The sequence below is a fragment of the Marinobacter sp. SS5-14b genome (assembly GCF_030541005.1).
GTDB lineage: Bacteria > Pseudomonadota > Gammaproteobacteria > Pseudomonadales > Oleiphilaceae > Marinobacter.
The window spans coordinates 420257-439273 of record NZ_JASSVM010000003.1 but is presented as its reverse complement, the minus strand read 5'-3'; the positions used below and the strand labels follow the sequence as shown (position 1 = coordinate 439273).

The 19017-nt window shown below is 56.4% G+C and carries 16 protein-coding genes; 2 read left to right on the top strand and 14 right to left on the bottom strand.

Features of this window, described 5'->3' with window-relative positions; all coding sequences use genetic code 11:
- Position 1: 1 nt before the first annotated feature.
- The 5 genes from QPL95_RS09630 to QPL95_RS09610 all read right to left on the bottom strand — a co-directional run bounded on the left by QPL95_RS09630 (position 2) and on the right by QPL95_RS09610 (position 8018).
- The gene (locus QPL95_RS09630) at positions 2 to 1627 is read right to left on the bottom strand and encodes a toxin-antitoxin system YwqK family antitoxin (RefSeq protein ID WP_303290767.1); all 1626 of its coding nucleotides are present in this window, start codon (positions 1625 to 1627) and stop codon (positions 2 to 4) included.
- A 30-nt stretch (positions 1628 to 1657) separates the two neighbouring features.
- A complete protein-coding gene (locus tag QPL95_RS09625) occupies positions 1658 to 4105 on the bottom strand; it encodes a hypothetical protein (protein ID WP_303290766.1) in 2448 nt (815 codons plus the stop codon).
- Between the two features lie 151 nt (positions 4106 to 4256).
- Positions 4257 to 5981 carry a sugar phosphorylase gene (locus tag QPL95_RS09620; RefSeq protein ID WP_303290765.1) on the bottom strand — a complete coding sequence of 575 codons (1725 nt, stop codon included), beginning with the start codon at positions 5979 to 5981 and terminating at the stop codon, positions 4257 to 4259.
- Positions 5978 to 7201: a glycosyl transferase gene (locus tag QPL95_RS09615; RefSeq protein ID WP_303290764.1), complete on the bottom strand. Its 1224-nt coding sequence runs from the start codon at positions 7199 to 7201 to the stop codon at positions 5978 to 5980. Before QPL95_RS09615 ends, QPL95_RS09620 begins: the two co-directional genes overlap by 4 nt.
- A gap of 13 nt (positions 7202 to 7214) precedes the next feature.
- Positions 7215 to 8018: a mannosyl-3-phosphoglycerate phosphatase gene (locus tag QPL95_RS09610; protein WP_303290763.1), complete on the bottom strand. Its 804-nt coding sequence runs from the start codon at positions 8016 to 8018 to the stop codon at positions 7215 to 7217.
- Positions 8019 to 8129: 111 nt separating this feature from the next.
- Between QPL95_RS09610 and QPL95_RS09605 the strand changes: the two genes are divergently transcribed.
- Positions 8130 to 9584, top strand: coding sequence for a YdiU family protein (locus QPL95_RS09605; RefSeq protein WP_303290762.1), 1455 nt, complete (start codon positions 8130 to 8132; stop codon positions 9582 to 9584).
- Positions 9585 to 9668: 84 nt separating this feature from the next.
- Here QPL95_RS09605 and QPL95_RS09600 read toward each other — a convergent pair whose 3' ends face one another.
- Both QPL95_RS09600 and QPL95_RS09595 read right to left on the bottom strand, forming a co-directional pair.
- Positions 9669 to 10964 carry an MFS transporter gene (locus QPL95_RS09600; RefSeq protein WP_303290761.1) on the bottom strand — a complete coding sequence of 432 codons (1296 nt, stop codon included), beginning with the start codon at positions 10962 to 10964 and terminating at the stop codon, positions 9669 to 9671.
- A gap of 98 nt (positions 10965 to 11062) precedes the next feature.
- Positions 11063 to 11545, bottom strand: a complete 483-nt coding sequence (locus tag QPL95_RS09595) for a YajQ family cyclic di-GMP-binding protein (RefSeq protein ID WP_303290760.1) — start codon at positions 11543 to 11545, stop codon at positions 11063 to 11065.
- Between the two features lie 136 nt (positions 11546 to 11681).
- Here QPL95_RS09595 and QPL95_RS09590 point away from each other — a divergent pair, with 136 nt between their 5' ends.
- Positions 11682 to 12653 carry a response regulator gene (locus tag QPL95_RS09590; protein WP_303290759.1) on the top strand — a complete coding sequence of 324 codons (972 nt, stop codon included), beginning with the start codon at positions 11682 to 11684 and terminating at the stop codon, positions 12651 to 12653.
- A gap of 229 nt (positions 12654 to 12882) precedes the next feature.
- On the opposite strand, the gene QPL95_RS09585 is transcribed toward QPL95_RS09590, so the two are convergent.
- The 7 genes from QPL95_RS09585 to QPL95_RS09555 all read right to left on the bottom strand — a co-directional run bounded on the left by QPL95_RS09585 (position 12883) and on the right by QPL95_RS09555 (position 18979).
- Positions 12883 to 13143 carry a DUF2442 domain-containing protein gene (locus tag QPL95_RS09585; protein WP_303290758.1) on the bottom strand — a complete coding sequence of 87 codons (261 nt, stop codon included), beginning with the start codon at positions 13141 to 13143 and terminating at the stop codon, positions 12883 to 12885.
- Positions 13144 to 13154: 11 nt separating this feature from the next.
- The gene (locus tag QPL95_RS09580) at positions 13155 to 13421 is read right to left on the bottom strand and encodes a DUF4160 domain-containing protein (RefSeq protein WP_303290757.1); all 267 of its coding nucleotides are present in this window, start codon (positions 13419 to 13421) and stop codon (positions 13155 to 13157) included.
- A 24-nt stretch (positions 13422 to 13445) separates the two neighbouring features.
- Complete coding sequence (locus QPL95_RS09575) at positions 13446 to 14465, bottom strand: AraC family transcriptional regulator (protein WP_303290756.1); 1020 nt, start codon at positions 14463 to 14465, stop codon at positions 13446 to 13448.
- 91 nt (positions 14466 to 14556) lie between these two features.
- Entirely contained in the window at positions 14557 to 15768 is a 1212-nt protein-coding gene (locus QPL95_RS09570) for an argininosuccinate synthase (protein ID WP_303290755.1), read from the bottom strand.
- Positions 15769 to 15901: 133 nt separating this feature from the next.
- A complete protein-coding gene (fliS, locus tag QPL95_RS09565) occupies positions 15902 to 16306 on the bottom strand; it encodes a flagellar export chaperone FliS (protein WP_303290754.1) in 405 nt (134 codons plus the stop codon).
- A gap of 66 nt (positions 16307 to 16372) precedes the next feature.
- Positions 16373 to 18349, bottom strand: a complete 1977-nt coding sequence (gene fliD, locus QPL95_RS09560; RefSeq protein WP_303290753.1) for a flagellar filament capping protein FliD — start codon at positions 18347 to 18349, stop codon at positions 16373 to 16375.
- Positions 18350 to 18544: 195 nt separating this feature from the next.
- On the bottom strand, positions 18545 to 18979 hold the full coding sequence (locus tag QPL95_RS09555; RefSeq protein ID WP_303290752.1) for a flagellar protein FlaG: 435 nt from the start codon (positions 18977 to 18979) through the stop codon (positions 18545 to 18547).
- Positions 18980 to 19017: the final 38 nt, after the last annotated feature.

Genomic DNA, 19017 nt, shown 5'->3' with positions numbered 1-19017 from the left:
TTCAATAGAGGCCCGGGGCGGGCAGTTCACTGAGGGTAATTTCACGCTCACTCAAGAGCTCACCCTGCTCGTAGGTTTTAACCACCCGTATACGGCCATCAAGCTCTGTTTTTACCCACTCCCCGTGGGGTTGGCCGCCAAGGTAGCTGCGTTTCTCACGCAATTGACCCAACTCCGAAAAATGGTAATGAACGCCTTCTGGCTGCCCCTTCACAAATTGGCCCTGTTGAACAACACCGCCATCAAGAGTGGTCACCCGATAGTCGCCGTCTGGCTCACCGTGATAGAAGTTTCCAATAATCCGACGGCCATTCGGGCCGATGAAATCCGCCGGGCCATGCTTTTCGCCGTTGTGATATGTGACCAGCTCTGTGGGCGAACCGCCCGCGCTATAGCGCTGCAGCGTGCCATGCTTCTGACCGTTGGCGTAGTGGGCTTCTTCTTTGGTGCCGTCTTTGGCGGTAGTCACCCAAAGACCGTCTTTTCTGCCCTGTTGGTACTGACCTTTTTCAACAGTTCCATCGCGATTTTCTTTGAAATAAGCGCCGTGCTCTTTGCCATTAAGGTAGTGTGCCCGCACCAACCCGGACCATTCATCGGCCAGGAAAAGTCCTTGCAGCCCATTCTTGTCCTGTTCACGGCGATGGGTGAGGTTACCGGCGCTGTCATAGGTTTCCGTTAACTGCCATTCCCCGGCCTTGTGATCCAGCTCTTTCAAGCGGCCCTGCTCATCAAATCGCTGTTCAATCACTTCAGCGACATTACCCTTGGCATCCAGTGTCGTGACTTGCTTTCGCGAAAGCGTTCCGTCTTTGCGGTAGTGCAGGTCTTCGCCTTCGGGCTTGCCCCGGAACTGGCTGGCGGTGTAGCTCCTCGACAGAGTGCCATCGGGGTAGAAGCGTTTCTGGGGCCCTGTTTTTTGACCATCCTGGTAGTTCTCCTGCTCCACCAGAATGCCGTCTCTGTACGTTTCCACAAGGCCGTGGTACTCACCGTCTACCAGGGTAGCGACTTTCAATGGCCGCCCCTGCGAATCGAACTCACGGTATGGGCCATGACGACGGCCGTTTACGTAATGGGTTTCGGTAATGAGCTGGCCGGCCTCGTACTTGGCATAGGCGCCGTGATAACGCACGCCCTTCACCCCGTATTGAAAGGTCACCCGGCCCTCTTCATCGTAACGGGTGTATTCACCGTCCGCTTGCGTACCGGCGACGTAGTTCTCCATCCGGTGTAACTGACCATTCGGGTGGTATTCCTTGAAGGTGCCATGGCGGACAATCTGATCGGAGCCACAGTTGCACACTTCGTTTCGGGTAACGTAAGTGATCTCGCTCGCAATCTGGCCGTTCGGATGGTACTCCACAACCGTGCCGATCAACTTATCCCTGTCGAACTCCGGCGTCAGGGATTCGCCCTCAAGTGCCAGCTGGCCATTGGCATGGTATAACTCGGCCCGATAGCGCTCGCCGATCAGCGGTAAAGGCAGATCAACGTAGGTCGACTTTCGGTGCCAGGGGTTAATGGGATCGTAGTAGTCGCCCCCCTTTTCATACCATATCCGCTGGGTGGCCTCTGCCAGCAGCGGGGCCAGTAACAATGCAGTCAATATCAGTAGTCTGGTCATAATCTCTTCCTGAGTGCGAGACCTGTTCCATCAAGGCAGAGGCGGAAATGACACCGTTTCCAGACGGCTTTCTCGCTTCAGACCGGTCGGGTATTTGACCGTGTCGATCTCACCCCAGAACCGCAGCTGCCTGCCACGCGGCGCAGCCTGGTTTTCGTCCTCATCGGCACGGACAGGCTCTAACGGCTGAAGGGCCTCGCCTTCGCGATTAAAGGCAAGGACAGGCAGCTCCCGGAGATTGAACCGGTCCTGGACAGCGACAAGATCCTGATACAGCGCGTCGCTCAGTTCCAGAGTGCCTGTACCGGCCTTCTTCAGGTTCACAGGCCCGCTTTCGGGAACCAGAATGGTTTCGACGATCGCATCGGTCACACAGGTGATCTTCACGTCGACATCAAGCCCGTAGAAAAATCTCTGGCCGCGCTCAGAGATCAGATGACTGCCGGGGTATTCCGTAGAATTGCGAGAACCGAACATCATGATGGCCTCGTCGCTCTCTTCATTCTTCACAAAGGTGAGAGGGCTATCCTGGTAGACTGGCTTACCTTCCAGCTCCGCATCACAACGATTTACCTCGCCCTCAGGCGCGGCGACGTTCAACCAACCAGCCTCAACCCCCTGCAGCACAACGTCCTCAATGTTCAGAGGCGTAAACTCCAACTTGGGTGTGTAGTAGGCGTCAAGCGTCCGCTCACCCACCACGGCGCCACCCATCAGGGTTTCGACGGCACTGGGTGCAACAAACGTTCGGGTGTCTTTTTTGGTGGTATAGAGGTAGACCATGACAGCCTCGATAGGGTGGCCCTCCGGGGCGGAGACGTCATGCCACATGTCGCCATACTGCTCGTGGGGAGGCATGGCCATTATCCGGCGGGCTTGCCTGGCCCCGAACAGCTCCAGCGCATCCCAGAAGTCCGTGCTGGCGCCTTCCTCCAGGTACTGCTCTCGGGGCTCCTCGAACAACTCGTGAGTCAACCGCATCTTGAAACCCGCCAGCGGTTTACCCTCTGCGGACAACGGGATGGTGCTAAGCAGGGGGTAATCGCCCGGCAGATAGCCTTCCGGACGACTCAATCGCAACAGAAAACGATCCGGGCCCCACTCATCAACGGTCAGGGTCAGGCCCAGTTCCTCCACAAACTTCTCAGTGTCGCCCGGCTGGAAAGGCACGGTAATCAGCTGGTCAGGCAACGTGACCGGCACATCCAGCTCCAGGCGGCCGATTGCCTGCAGCTGTTCGTCAGACAACCCATCGAGCAAAAACGGATAACGGGTGGCGGGCGCTTCACTCTGGTTCACCAGTGCGTCCTGCACACGGTAACGTTTATCGACAGTGATCTCTTTACCCAATTCCTGCCCATCAGAATCCAGAAGCCGAACGGCACTGACCGGGTGGAAATCGAGAAGCCCGAGCTCTTCAAGCCCCAGGTCAACCTCAAGGCCTGCGTGGCCATCAAGGTACTCTGAACCAAACCAGAGCATGGACTTATCCAGACGCTCAAGGCTTTCTTCAGCGGTGAATGGCCCAAAAGGCGGCAGATAGTAGGTTGTAAACTCCGGACTGGCCGTATCAATGCCAAAACCCTGCAAAGCCGAACCCGCCCGGAACTTCAGGGTTTCGAAGTTCATTGCGGGCTCAATACCCGCTTGTTCGAGCCTGGCAATGGTCGACACCTCCACTTCCTGGCCTTCGGCCGTCAGAGTTGCCGCCACTTCGCTATAAGCCCTGAGCGGCCAACCGGAGCTTCGCTCAACCTGCAGATACCCCGAGGCTGTGTAAACCGGCGACTTACCACTGCGGCCTTGTTCGGAGTCTGGCTCGTCCATCGAACGGAACTTGAGGGTAACGGACTGCTCATCCATATGACTGATTTCATACTGCAAGGCGGGCAGCCTTTCACCGGCAACCTCGCGCGTCTCGGTTTGCCAGCGGGCACCTACTTTCAACTCACCCTCGGGAAACGCCGGCTGGTAAGTTGAAAGCACACTGATATCGCGCTGCAAGGTCAATCTCAGGATTTCAGGCAGGTATCTATCGGCAATCAGGGTGTCCAACACTTCCTGATCCCCGTATGCAGACTCCAACACTCGGCCATCACGGGCAACCTGATCAACCACACCCGCCTTCAGAAGCTTGACCAAAAGCTGCTTCCGCTCACTGAACTCCGGCACATTATCCGTATCCAGAACGATTTTATCGTCCTGACGCACAACGGCCTGCGCGGCCCGGGATTCAAGACGGGTAACACCACCGGCAGAGCTCAACACCTCATTTCGCAACAAGCTGGAAAGCTCCATGCGAGACCGGTTCCGCCCATAAGGGCCAGGCGCGACAACGTCAGTGGTTTGCTGAAAGGAAAAATAACGAACGTCGCCCACATCGGGGCTAAAGGCGAGCGTGCTCTTGGAAAACCAGAAATAACCGGCAACACCAAGCACCAAAACAAAAGAAAACGCGACGAGACTCCGCATCGTCATCCACCCCTCCATGGGCAATCAAACATCGAATGGGCCGCGATTATAGAAACCTCGCCCCCAAAACTCAACATGGGGTCAGACCCGGGGTCAGACCCCAAGACATTTCACCCCACCAAATGCACCGGGGTCAGACCCCGGGTCTGACCCCAATTCAGTTTGAGAGCCAAACGCTTTGGTAGGGTTTGAGGGTGAGAACCCCGGCCAGGTCGTCGATGGCCATGCCGGAGAGCAGGTCCGTCCATTGGTCGGTGCCGATGAGATTGATGTCACTGAGGGCGACTTGCTGCACCTCGTCGCTGATGTTGTGGATGCAGAAGATGGACTGTTCCCGGCGCATGCTCTGGCGCCAGAAGCCAAACAGTTGTAAGCCCAGGTGCAAAGTGAACTGGGTCGCGTTGGGGTGGAAGGCAGGCTGAGCGCGACGGATGGCGATCAGGCGTTTGAGTTCCGTGAATGCTGCGCTGTGGTGGCTGAGCGGGTCCGCCAGAGTTGCCTCCAGGCTGTCCAATTGCCATTGGCCCCGATTGATGGAGCGGAAGCGACCGGTGTGCTCTACCCGGGCGTGGTCGTTTTCGGTGGCCAGCAAGCTGTGAATGTAGAAAGCGGGAATGCCTTCCAGTGCCAGCATGATGGTGTGGGCGCACAGGAATCGCTGCATCTGGAAGTGGTCTGCGCCGCCCTCGGCGGTGCCTTTCAGGGCGTCCCAAAGGGCAATATTCATTTCATAAGGCTGGTCCCGGCCATCGGCGGTTCGCCGGTATGAGACTTTGCCGCCGAAAGATTCCAGAGTGTTGATCAGCCGCTGCTTCTCCTCATCGTCAAGCAAGCCATCGGTCGGCCGCAACCCAACGCCATCGTGGGAGGCGATGAAGTTCAGATAAGTGGTGCCCATCTGCGCTGGCGGCATGCTCATCAGCCAGGTCTTCAGATGCCGGCAATTGCCGGTCACCAGAGTATTGATCAGCAGTGGCGGCAGAGAGAAATTGTAGATGGCATGGGCTTCGTTGGCATTGCCGAAATAGGTCAGGTTCTCTCGATTGGGCACATTGGTTTCGGTGATCACCACGGCATCCGGTGTGTGATGTTCAATCAACAACCTCAGTATCTTGATCAGTTCGTGGGTCTGTTGCAGGTGAATGCAGGGTGTACCCGGTTCTTTCCACAAAAACGCCACGGCATCCAGTCGAAAGATCTTTACTCCCCGCGCCAGGTATTCCCGAATAATGCCGGCGAATTCGATCAGTACTTCCGGGTTGGCGAAGTTAAGGTCGACCTGGTCTTCGCTGAAGGTGCACCATACATAGCGTTCGCCGTCGTCGGTCTGCACCGGGTTCAGCAGGGGCGACGTGCGGGGCCGAACCACCTGGCTCAGGTCGTCTTTCGGGTTGCCTTCGAAGAAGTAATCCTTCCCGGGCCCCACCCGCTTGCGGAAATTCTCGAACCATCGACTGCGGGCCGACATGTGGTTGATCACAAGATCTGACATCAACTTGTAGTCAGCGGCGATGGCTTCAATATCGTCCCAGCTACCGTGGGATTCATTTACCGACAGGTAATCCATTACCGCAAAGCCGTCATCCGAACTGTAGGGGAAGAACGGCAGGATGTGCACAGCGCTGATGGATTCCCGAAGGCTGTCGTCCAGGAAACGTTTCAGAGTCACCAGCGGTTTCTCGCCCGGGCTTTGCACGGTATCCGCATAGGTGATCAGCACCACATCGGATTCACTCCAGTGGTTCTGGTGCGCCGGCGGTGACTCCGCAGCCGGAGCCAGCGCCATGGCATCCAGTAATTGATCCGCCAGGAACTCACAATCCAGCGCCGGGTACACCACCTCCAGCATGGCCACCAGTTTGCCTTCCAGCGTCTGGCTCATGGCCGGAACTCCTCGTTATCCAGCTCCACCGCCTCCAGCAGCTGTTCGCGGATATCGGGAATCGCACTGGTTACCCGGTTCCAGCTTGGGATGAACGGCGTATCCATGGGGTTGTCGAGGAAGTAGGCGCCTGCCCGCATCACATTCTGGGCGAACAGTTCTACGGCCTTCTCCTCCTTATGACGATCGAAGCTTAAGCCATTGATGATCGCATCGTTCTGGTAGGTCTCCACAAAATCCAGGGCAATGCGGAAATAGCTTGCCTTGATGGTACGGAACTTTTCGTTGGAAAAAATCTCGCCATTGGTGGCCAGTTTTCGGAACAGGGCTTTGGAGATGTCTACGCTCATCTTGGACAAACCGCGGCTCGCGTCTTCCGGCGACAATTCCTGGTGTTTATGGTCGTACACATCGGCCACATCCACCTGGCAAAGCCGGTTCGTGGCGTAGTTGCGCTTCATCTCGGACAGCACGCCGATTTCCAGTCCCCAGTCGCTGGGAATGCGCAAGTCATTGATCACATCGGTGCGGAAGGAGAACTCGCCAGCCAGCGGGTAGCGATAGCTGTCCAGGTAGTCCAGAAAATCATTGGGCCCGCAGACTTTTTTCAGGGCACGAATCAGCGGTGTGACCAGCAGCCGGCTGACCCGGCCATTCATGCTACCGTCTGCCACGCGAGCGTAATAGCCCTTGCAGAACATATAGTTGAAGCCCGGATTGGCCACCGGATAAATCAGCCGCGCCAGCAAATCCCGGGAGTAGGTCAGGATGTCACAATCGTGCAGAGCGACGGATTTGCTGACGCCCGAGGCCAGCACATAGCCAAAGCAGTACCACACGTTGCGGCCCTTACCCATCTCTGTTGGCGCAAGGCCCTGCTCGCGCAGTTTCATATCAAGGGCACGCAGACGGGGCCCATCGTTCCATAGCACCTTGAACGGTTGCGGCAGCTCCGAAAAGTACTCCAATGCATGGCGGTATTGCGCCTCATTGGCTCGATCCAGGCCGATCACAATCTCATTCAGATAGGGAACCTTGGTCAGCTCCTGGACAATGTTCTTAAGGGCCGGCCCTTCAAGCTCCGAATACAGCGAAGGCAACACCAACGACATGGGCCGGGCTTTGCGAAAACTCATCAGATCCGCCTCGATGTCTTCCACGGGGCGGCGCACAAGGTTGTGCAGGGTGGTGATAATGCCGTTCTGGTAAAAGTCGCCCATGGCGGCTCCTCCTTTACTGGTAGCCGTACTCAAACAACAGATTGAGCACGCATTCATTCCAACCCTCCGGGCCGGGTTTCAGGGAGCGCATGGCGTGTCGATCTGACGGCAACTGCACCTGGTCGCTCTTCACCCCGCGAATGACCACCGGAATGTCTGCCTCCTCCAGCATGCCCTGATCATTGGGGCTGTCTCCCAGTGCAATGGTGAGAATCGGCACCTCGCCATAGAACTCCTGATAACGCTTCAGCAAGAACCGGGCCCCCTCAGCCTTATCGAAGGTACCCATCGCATGCCAGAAACGCCCGCCCTGCACTAACCGAAAGCCTTCAAACTCAAGCGCAGCAATGAATTGCGCCAGTTCGGCCTCGGTTCCTTCCCACAACAAAGGTTCCGTACCCAGGCGCTGTTTGGCGCGCACAGCCTCGGCGTTTGTCAGCCCCGCCAGGGCCGCCAGCTCATCGGCAGAAAGATCCAAAAAGCCCCGAAATCGTGCACCCTCCTCCCGTCGCACCAAAAGCGTGCGCATAACCTCCGCGTAGGAGGCACCAAAATGAACCACCTCTTCCTCGGTGCAGTTCAGACAACCGGCAGGAATCACCACCGCTGCCCCGTTCTCCACAATAAACGGCGCCCGAAGGCCCATAGCCCCCTGTAAATCCCGCATCTCGGCTGCGGTCTTGCTCGAATTCAGTACCAAAGGAATCCCGTTCGCCGCCAGCCGCTCCATCGCCGGCAACGCCGCCCGCCAGCTGTAGCTGTGGTGATCCAGCAAGGTCCCATCCAGATCCGTAAAAACAACCAGCTGTGGTTGCATTTGCACCCCCTGCTCTGCACTCTGTGGGGTCAGACCCCCGAACATTTCATCGCACCAAATGCACCGGGGTCAGACCCCGGGTCTGACCCCATTCAATAACCGGGCCAAAAAATGAGCACCAATGCTTTCAAGGTGGAACATCGTTACCTGGAGTTGCCCGACAGTTTTTACACTCGGGTAAAGCCAACGCCACTGTCGGAGCCAAAGATTGTGTGTTTCAACCACGCACTTGCGGCGCAACTGGGCTTTCATGTTCAGGATGAGCAGGACTGGGCCGGGATTGGCGCGGGGGCGGAATTGCTGGAGGGGATGGACCCGGTGGCGATGAAATACACCGGCCATCAGTTCGGCGTGTACAACCCGGAGCTGGGGGATGGCCGCGGCCTGTTACTGTGGGAAACCGTGGCACCGGATGGCACCCGCTGGGACTGGCATCTGAAAGGCGCCGGCACCACGCCCTACTCCCGGTTTGGCGATGGTCGCGCGGTGTTGCGCTCGAGCATTCGGGAATATCTGTGCTCAGAGGCGATGCACGGGCTGGGCATTCCCACCACCCGGGCGTTGTTCATCATCAGCGCGAAAGACCCGGTACGCCGTGAATCCATCGAAACCGCCGCCGCACTCATGCGGGTAGCCCAGAGCCATATCCGCTTCGGCCACTTCGAGTTCGCCGCCCATCACGAGGGGCCGGACGTATTAAAAACCCTGCTGGAACACGTCATCACCCTGCACTTCCCGCACCTGATCAGCCTGCCGGAAGAACAGCGCCACGCCCGCTGGTTTGAAGAAGTGGTGGAGCGCACAGCCCGAATGATCGCCGACTGGCAGGCGGTAGGTTTCTGCCATGGCGTGATGAACAGCGACAACATGTCGATCATCGGCGACACCTTCGATTACGGCCCCTACGCCTTCCTGGACGATTTCGACGCCGGCTACATCTGCAACCACACCGACCAGGGTGGCCGCTACGCCTACAACCGCCAGCCGCAGATCGGCTTTGCCAACTGCCAGTATCTGGCCAACGCCCTGCTACCGATTATGGACGAAGACGCTGTTCGGGATGGCCTCAGCCGTTACGAACACGCCTACAACCAGCGCTTTCTCAGCAATATGCGAGGCAAACTCGGGCTGGAAGAAACCGAAGAATCTGACCTCAACCTGATCATGGACACCTTCAGCATGCTGCACGAGCACCGGGTGGACTACACCCACTTCTTCCGCGGAATCTCCAACCTGCACCTCCACGGAAACGCCCCGGTGCGCGACCTGTTTGTCGATCGCAGCGTGGCCGACGAATGGCTGGAACGCTATGAAGCCCGGCTGCAAAAGGAAACCCGCGCCCACGACGAGCGGGAACACGCCATGCGCCAGGCCAACCCAAAATATATCCTGCGCAACTACCTGGCCCAGCAAGTGATCCTCGAAGCCCAGAATGGCGATTACACGCCAATGAAAGAACTGTTGAAAGTGCTGGAAAATCCCTTCGACGAGCAACCCGACTTCGAACACTACGCTGCCACGCCGCCAGACTGGGGCAAACACCTCAACATCAGCTGCTCGTCCTGAATTGGGGGCATGAATCGGGGTCAGTTCAGAAGGACATTTGGAGAGGTCAAATGCACCGGGGTCTGACCCCGGGTCTGACCCCAGCTATTTGGTCGGAGCAAGCGCGTCCAATCTGGCGCCGTTCCTGATCATGTAGATCACCAGAAACACCGCCGGGATGCCCATCGCGGCAGACAGGGTGAAGAACTCCGCGTAGCCGAAGTCCGCCACCACGATGCCGGAGAAGCCGCCCAGGAACTTGCCGGGCAACGTCATCAGGGAGCTGAATAACGCGTATTGAGTGGCGGTGAAGGAGGCACTCGTCATGCTGGAAAGCCAGGCGATCAGCGCCACGTTGGCGATGCCACCGCTCAGGTTATCGGCACTGACCACCACGGCCAGAGTGACAATATCGGGTGGATGCTGGGCCAGCCAGACAAACAACAGGTTCGTGGCCGCCGTCAGAAAGGCGCCCGCCAGCAGAATCTGCCGAACGCCATACCGCACTACCAGCACACCCCCCACCAGGGAACCGACAATGGTCATCAGGAAGCCAAACACCTTGGTCACGTCTGCCACTTCGGTTTTGCTGAAGCCCATGAAGTTCAGGTAGAACGGGTTGGCCATTACTCCCATGGCGATATCGGAAATCCGGTAGACCGCTACCAACACCAGAATGGCGATCGCCAGCTCTTTGTAGCGCCGGAAAAAGTCCAGAAACGGCCCGGCAATAGCGGCATAAAACCAACCCACCAAACGGGCCAGCCGGGGTGGCAAATGCCCGCGTATGGCTGCTTCTTCTTCAATCCTGTGGGCAATATCCTGAGCCGCAGCAAAGTGGTTCACCTTCGGCTCCCGCACCAACAGCACGGTCACCGCACCTACCCCCACCAACGCTGCCATCACCAGATAGGACACCTCCCAGGACCAGAAGGCCGCGAGATACAGAGCACCCGCACCCGCCACCAACAACGCCAATCGGTACCCGAAAATGTAGGTGCCGGCCAACGCCGCCTGCAACCGCTCATCGGCAATCTCAATTCGGTACGCATCGATGGCCACATCCTGTGTGGCCGAGGAAAATGCCACCAGCAAACCGAACAGTGCCAGGGTTTCCGGCGCGGCTACCGGATCCACCGTTGCCATCAGGAACAACCCCAGCGCAATTCCGGCCTGGGCCAGCAGAATCCAGCTTCGCCGCTTACCCAGTAATCGGTCCAGCACAGGCAGCTTCACCCTGTCCACCACCGGCGCCCAGACCACCTTGATGGAATAGGTAATGCCCAGCCAGCTGAAAAAGCCAATGGTGGCGGTATCCACCCCAACATCCGCCAGCCGCGCGTTCAGCGTTGAGAACACCAGCAAAAACGGCAAACCGGCGGAAAACCCGAGAAACAGCATGGCCACTGCCTGCCAACGGGTGTAGGTGTAGAAGGACTCCCTGATCAGGGCCAGAAGGCTGCCGATTTGAATAAGTTATTCTCCTGGTCTTCGCAGAATCAATCGCGGAAGTTATTGAACTGCAGAGGAATATCCAGCTCCGCCTCGCGCAGCATGGCGATGGCCTCCTGCAGATCATCACGCTTCTTGCCGGTAACCCGCACCTTGTCACCCTGAATGCTGGCCTGCACCTTCATCTTCTTATCCTTGATCATTTTCACGATCTTCTTGGCCATATCCGTTTCAATACCCTGCTTCAGCGCGAAGTGCTGCTTCACCAGCTTGCCGGATTTGCTTTCGCCATCTTCCGCCAATGCCCGGCTATCCAGGTTGCGCTTGGCGAAAGCCATTCTCATCATATCCACCAACTGCTCCAGCTGGAACTCCTGCTCAGCGCTCAAGGTAACGCGCTTGTCTTCCAGCTCGATGTCGGCGTCTACGTTCTTGAAGTCCCAGCGATTACCCAGTTCACGCTTGGCCTGGTCCACCGCGTTTGTAACTTCGTGCATCTCAATTTCTGAAACAATGTCAAAAGAAGGCATAGTCGTTGTTCTCCCAAGGCCGCCGGGGGGTATACTGTGGCGACGTTTTCAATTCCGGATGTTAAAAACCGCCAAAGCATACCAAGAGCGGCGACTGATCGCATCTGACAATGGACTGGTAAGAAGTAGACAAACAATGCCAAATCTGGACTTACCCATTCTCGTAGTAGACGACGCCAAATTCAGCAGTATGGTTGTCGGCCGCACCTTGCGAAATGCCGGCTACCGCGACATACGCATTGCCAACAATGCACCCGCAGCCCTGAAGCTGATGGAAGAGCGGGCTGTTAGCGTGCTCATTGCCGACTGGCTGATGCCTGAGATGGACGGCCTGCAACTCACAGACCACGTGCGCCAGCAGGATGAGCAAGACAACCACTACACCTACGTGATCCTTCTCACCGCCCGGGAAAGCGTAGAAGCGCTGTCAGAAGCCTTCGACCGGGGCGTAGACGACTTCATCTACAAATCTGACATGACCAAACAGCTGATTCCCCGCATTTTCGCAGCCGACCGCATGGCCGACCGCCAGAACACATTGCTGCGAGCCAACGCCCTGTTGGTCGAAAACAACCGGGAGCTGGAATCCAGCAACATCATCGATCTGGAAACCGGCCTGTGCAACACCAAATACGGCCGCCAACGCCTTCAGAAAACCCTGCGCCACGCAGAATCCCGTGGTGGCGCGACGGCCTACGTTATGTGCGGCATCCGCAATTGGCAGGATTTGAAACGCAAACACCCTCCCAGCGTAATGAGCGAACTCAGCGTCGGCATTGCCCGCCGCCTGAGCACCCTGATTCGCCCCATCGATGCCCTGTGCCGGGTGGGCGACAACCAGTTTGCCATCGTGTCTTACTTCCCGAACAACGACCACTGCACCACCACCGCCTTCCGTCGTATCTTCGACGGCATCAATCACAAGGCGCTGAAAACCACGGCCGGCTACATCTCTGTCGAAGCCGGCATGGTGCTGTGCCGGTCCAACGCTGAAGACGGCACCCCAACGGTTCAGGACATGGAGCGCGCGGCCGTACAAGGCCTGGTAGACGCCTACGAAACCCGCCTCTTTACTGAAACCACACCGGAGTTACGGGAAGGTGTGTAGCCCACACAAACAGTAACACTGGGACACACATCACAAACAGACAACGAGAACGCAAAGCCCTATCCTGAAATTGTGGAATGAAGCAGTATCCACCCCATGGTGGAGGAGCCGAGTAGTACCTCCGCCGCCGTTGGGTGACCTTCCACAGGATCAACGAATTTTTCAGGCACTTTCGTTCTCCGAATTTTTAAGCCAGCTCCTATGAGCTGGCTTTCTTTTTTGTGGGTTATCAGCCCTCCGACACCTTCAAAAGCGCCGACCGTTTCAATTCATCTTCAACCGTCTCCGGCGCGATGTCCTGGCCATTAGGCCAAGTGATAGCACCATAACTGATGCCGACCTGCCGAAAATAGTCCAGATCTCTCAGCTCTCGAAATACGCCTTTATCAAGATAAGGCGCCATATCCATCACGCCCTCAAGGCCATCAATACGAACCACCTTCAGCCTATAGTCATCCAAAGGCTCAACACTCTTGATATCCCAATACATGCGTCTCTCCCCTAGAGTGGAGCAACCCTGAAAGGAAGCTCACCGCTGACTGCCAGTTCCCAGTCTACCAGCAATTCTTCCCGGTGCAGTTCAATCCACGCCTGAACCAATCGAAGCTGTTTTCGTGGCAAATTTCCCGCCAGTACTTCTCCATCATGCAAACTTACTGAAGCTTCATACTCGGCATACCGGGCGTGAATATGCGGAAGATTATGATGTTGATTATCCAACAGATACATTCTGACGAGAATGCCGTAGAACATGGATATTACGGGCATTGGTCGCTCTCCTTAGCGAGTTATCTAAAAGTCAGTTTTGCGATAATCCCCAGGCGTCTTCCCTGCAGCCGCCTTGAACTTCCGATGAAACGACGTCGTTTCACTGTACCCCAGCCGCAATGCGATATCCGGAATACTCATGGCGGTGTTACGCAGGTAGTCTTGGGCCATTTGCTGACGCACCACATCCAACAACTTCTGGTAAGAAGCACCCTCCTGGCTGAGTTTGCGCTGAAGGGTTCGGCTTGTCATGCCCAGGTCTTCTGCGACCAGATCTTGCCGGGTAATGCCGTCAGCTAACTGTTTCTGAATGCTCTGCTTTACCTTGCTGGTCAGATCGGTATCGGTATCCAATAGCGCCAACTGTGAAAGCGCATGGGCCTCAAGGGTTTTTCGCAATACCGGATCTGGTTGGCGAAGGCGCGTGGCAAGCAAATCCTGGCGCATGATAACCACATTCTCCGGTGCTTCGAACACAACCGGGCAACGCCAGCGCTCGCGATACGCCGCCTCATAATCTGGCCCCGGAGAGGAGCGTTTAAGGAAAACCCGGACTGGAGAGGCTTTATCATTATCTGCTAGCCAATGAGCATACTTAATCCAGGAGGCAAACACGTTATCAACGACTTGAGGCCAAACAACCGGGTCCGTAAAGTTACAGGTCCACACCAGAGAAACCTCTCCGCTCTTCATACGCATGCGGGTGGTACCCATGTCGCCCACCAGCTTTTCATAGGGCGCAATGCGAGTGATTGCTTCGCCCAGAGTGGCACAGCTCATGGTGATGTAACCAAGAACACTGTATGAACCCGGTTGCACAAAATCGCCGGTTTCCAGGCCCAGAATCGGATTGGCGGACCGCTCAGCCAATAAGCGCAGGAAGGTTTGGAATTGCTCGCCGTCGATGCGGCCCTCATCGCTCTCAAGGGTATCCGCCGATATCCCCGCCTGACCGAGCAGATCCGCAACGACAATGCCGTTGGCGGCGGCAAAGCGGGTGTATTGACGAAGGGCGGCGACGGAGGCGGTTCCGAGGGGTGTCATAGCTACGGCTTTCGTTGTTGGTATTTTGCAGAAGAGTATAACCAAAAACGCCCAGCATGGGGCTGGGCGTTTTTGATCAGATAAGCAGCAATCAGAGCTTGCGCCCCTTACCAGCAGCAATCCGCAACCGCAGGGCATTCAGCTTGATAAAGCCTTCTGCGTCCTTCTGGTTGTAGGCACCCTGATCTTCCTCAAAGGTGGCAATCTTTTCATCAAACAAGGAGTCGTCAGACTTACGGCCCACCACATCCACGTTGCCTTTATAAAGCTTCAGACGAACGGTACCGTTCACATAGGTCTGGGTCTGATCGATCAGCGCCTGCAGGGCTTCACGCTCCGGGGACCACCAGTAGCCGTTGTAGATCACCTCGGCGTAGCGCGGCATCAGGCTGTCTTTCAGGTGGGCCACTTCGCGGTCCAGGGTGATGGACTCGATGGCGCGGTGCGCCCGCAGCAACACGGTTCCGCCAGGTGTTTCGTAACAACCGCGGGACTTCATACCCACGTAACGGTTCTCAACGATGTCCAAACGGCCAACGCCGTTGTCACCCGCCAGTTTGTTAAGAGTTTCCAGCACCTCGTGGGCTTTCAGCTCTTTACCATCAACGGCAACTACGTCACCCTTGCGGTAGGTCAGCTCAACGTAGGTCGGCTTGTCTGGCGCGGCTTCCGGAGACACGCTCCAGCGCCACATATCTTCCTCGGCTTCCGCCCAGGGGTCTTCCAGGTTCATGCCTTCGTAGGAAATGTGCAGCAGGTTGGCATCCATGGAGTACGGGCTCTTGCCCTTCTTCATTTCCACCGGAATGTTGCGCTCTTCGCAGTACTTCAGCAGTTTTTCGCGGGAGTTCAGATCCCACTCACGCCAGGGAGCAATAACCTTCACGCCCGGCTTCAGTGCGTAGGCACCCAGCTCAAAACGCACCTGATCGTTGCCCTTACCGGTCGCACCGTGGGAGATGGCATCCGCGCCGGTTTCATTGGCAATGTCGATCAGCCGCTTGGCAATCAGCGGGCGGGCGATAGACGTACCCAGCAGGTACTCGCCTTCATAGATGGTGTTGGCGCGGAACATCGGGAACACGTAATCGCGCACAAACTCTTCGCGCAGATCCTCAATGTAGATTTCCTTAACACCCAGCGCTTCCGCCTTCGCGCGCGCCGGCTCCACTTCCTCGCCCTGGCCGATGTCGGCGGTGAACGTCACCACCTCACAGTTATAGGTATCCTGCAACCACCGAACAATAACGGAAGTATCCAGGCCACCGGAATAGGCCAGCACCACCTTTTTAATATCAGACATGCTTTTGCTCCAGACTGAACAGAATGGATGTGTTGAAAAGAAGGGCAACATTGTACGGGATGGCGGGGGGAATGGCTATAAAGCCCCTACCCTGCCAAAGGATAGGGGCACCACGGGAGGCCGTCGTGTAGCTTTAGCCAGCGGCCTGGGATTGCTGGCTGACAACTTCCTCGCGAATGCCATCCCAGCCATCTTTCACCGAACGCAGCAGGTTCAGCACTTCATCCAGCTTGGCCACGTCGTTCTTGGCGCTGGCCTCCAGCAGGGTGCGTTCCATGTATTCATACAGCGCTTCAAGCTGAGCCGCCAACTCACCGCCTTTCTCGAAATCAAGGAAAGCACGCAAGCCGCCGATAATTTCCATAGCTTTATTGAGCAGTTGCCCCTTGGCTGCGTAGTCTTTGGCCTGAATGCGAGACTTGGCCATATTGATGCGTTCAATCGCCCCGTTGTACAGCAGCTGAATCAGCTTGTGCGGGTCTGCATCGGTGATGCTGGTCTGGGTGTTAACGCGCTGATACGCCTGTAAACCGTTCATAAATAACCTCGTTTCACCGTCATCCGGTAGCCATGTGTTGGCGGGCCATACCCCAGTATAGCCGGTTTAATCGCTCTGTCTGTTCGGCGCCAGTGCCGCCAGCTGCTGTGTTACATAGTCGCGAGTGCTGTTGAGCTGGGCGATTAAGGAGTCGGCAGCACTGAACTGGGACACAAGCCGGGCCTGATAGCTTTCAATCCGCATGTCCAGCTTGATTCGATCTTCCTGAATTCGCTCCAGGTCCCGGTTAAGGGCATCGGTACGAGAGCTCAACGCACCATTAGCACCAAGAATACTCGTAATTGCATCAACCGCTCGCTCGCTCACACCCTCAATGAAATTGACCGAACCCCGATTGCCCAGATTACCGCCAGTAATGCGCACCTGCAGGCCCGCGGCATCGCCACCTGTACTGCTGGCCAGAAACAATACCTGTCCATCACCCTCTGCAACCTGGCCGTCGATGGTGCCCTGCACATCCAGGCCCGCGGTGCCCGTTTTAGCGGAAATACCAAGATCATTACCGCCTTCGGCCCAAACGACACTTACATTTGAGTTGCTTCCATAACTACCCGAAGTAAATCTGAGCGCACCCGTTTCATCCAGATCAACTTTGACGGACTCTCCCGCAGCCTTCAGCGGTATACTGGCGTCCATCTGACGCTGCACCTCAGAGACCAAGTCTTCAGCCGACGCATAAGTTTGTTGGGTTAACTGAATGGAAAAGTTCGTGGAGCCATTCACCATAAACTCTATAGAGTCATTGGCCTCACCGATTACAACACCGTCTGCAAGAGCGGCATCACCTGTCACGCTGCCTCGAGTGGCAGCCTGAGAGATATTAATATCGTAACTGCCTGGACGAGTATTGGAGCCACTGCGAACAAATTCGACTTGGGAATCTGTTGTTCTTCCCTGCTCCGCGAACAGCGCGGTTACATCGTCCGGGTTGGCGAGGAGCTGCTGCTGAAACTTCTGACTATCAAACTGTAACTCGCCCGACCGGAAATCCGTCCCGATGCCCACGTCTGCTAAACTGCGCACACTGGCGTTTTCCAAACCCGGGATAATATCGGTCAGCACACCCTTCAACTGGTTTTGGATATTACGAACAGTCGAATCACCCGTCAGAATACTGCCTTGGCCTGCCTCACTGTCAAAGGACGACAATTCGCGGATGGTGTTCTGAAGCTCATTGAACTTATCAACGAACGCCTGAACACGCTCGGCCACCGCAGCGGTATCCTGCTCCACTTTGACCGTTGACTTACCCACATCCGTGAGATTGAACGTCAATCCATCCACTACGTTCTCAACGGTATTTGTTGAGCGAGTAAGCAGCACTCCGTTGACCTTCATCTGGGCATCAGCGGCTGCAATTGTCTGCTCCATTGCCGGATTGGCCGTCGGATCTGCTGGATCAAACGCAAATCGAGCCAAACCCTCTGCACCCACAGTTTCGTTAGCTGAAATTTTGACGGCGTTAGCCGAGCCAGTCTCATCGGCAGAAAGAGTCAACCGGTAGCCGCTGCCCGTATCGATCACACCGGCAGAAACTCCTGCATTGGCTTCGTTAATGGCATTGGCCAAGCCCTGCAGTGTGTCATTACTGGAATCAATCGTTATCTCGGTGGTCTTGTCGCCTACCTGAAGCGTCATCGTGCCTTGACCAACGCTGGTGGCATCACGATCAGCGAATGTCTCAGTGCTTGCCAAAGCCTGGGCTTCCGCCAGAGCAACGACCTCAACACTATAGGAGCCTCGAGCCGCCTTGTTGGCATCCACCGACACGTCCACATTACCGCTCGATGAGGTGGCTGAAAACGACCTCATCGCATCGGCTGAGCCAAGCTGGCGCATAGGCAACCGCAGTTCTGTAACAGCACTACGCAGCATGCCATAGGCAGAAATCAGCGCCTCGGTACGCTCTGTTTTCTGATCCAGCCGAACTTCCGTCGGCCTACGCTCTGCAGCCACCAACTGATCAACGAGATCGGAAGTAAGAACTCCCGACCCAACACCTAGCGATGATATAACTGCCATAACCGTGCCTCCTCAGGGGGGCGAATGTCTCTACTGTTCAGTTTATCGGCAGCCAGCGGCAAAACTTTGCCTCTTTTCAGAAAATACCTATGCCAATTTGTAACAGCCTGTAAACGCAGAGCACCGCCGGCCCCTTATCGGGGGCGGCGGTGCTGAAATACCGTTGCCAACATAACCGCGTAAAGCGGCAAGCTTTTACACTTTAATATTGAACAACGTCAGCGGTTCATCCTGCTGCAATTTTTCTGCCAACCTCAATGCAACTTCGTCCGGCATTTGGCGAATCACTTCCTGGGTTTGCTGATCAACCACCTTCACGATGGTCTGGCCCAATTCGTTATCCACTTCAAACTGAAGATCCCGCTGCACAGTCTGCACGAAATCATTCAACTGACTGACCGCCTGATCAAGCTCTTCCCGCTGGGCTTCACTGCGCGCCTGCAACCTTTCAGCTTTAGACGGCTCCGAAGCAACCTGGGTATTTTGAACCTGGCGACCACCAGCAGACGAAGCAGCAAGGTCAGGGGCGTTCCGGCCCTCGGCCTGAGATGACGACAGTGCCTTGGCCGGCGACTGGGCGCCAGAGCGCACCAGTTTGAGATCCGGGCTATTCAGGTTAACGTCATTCATAGCGCTACCTCACTATCCTCAAACGGCGTAAAACCGGA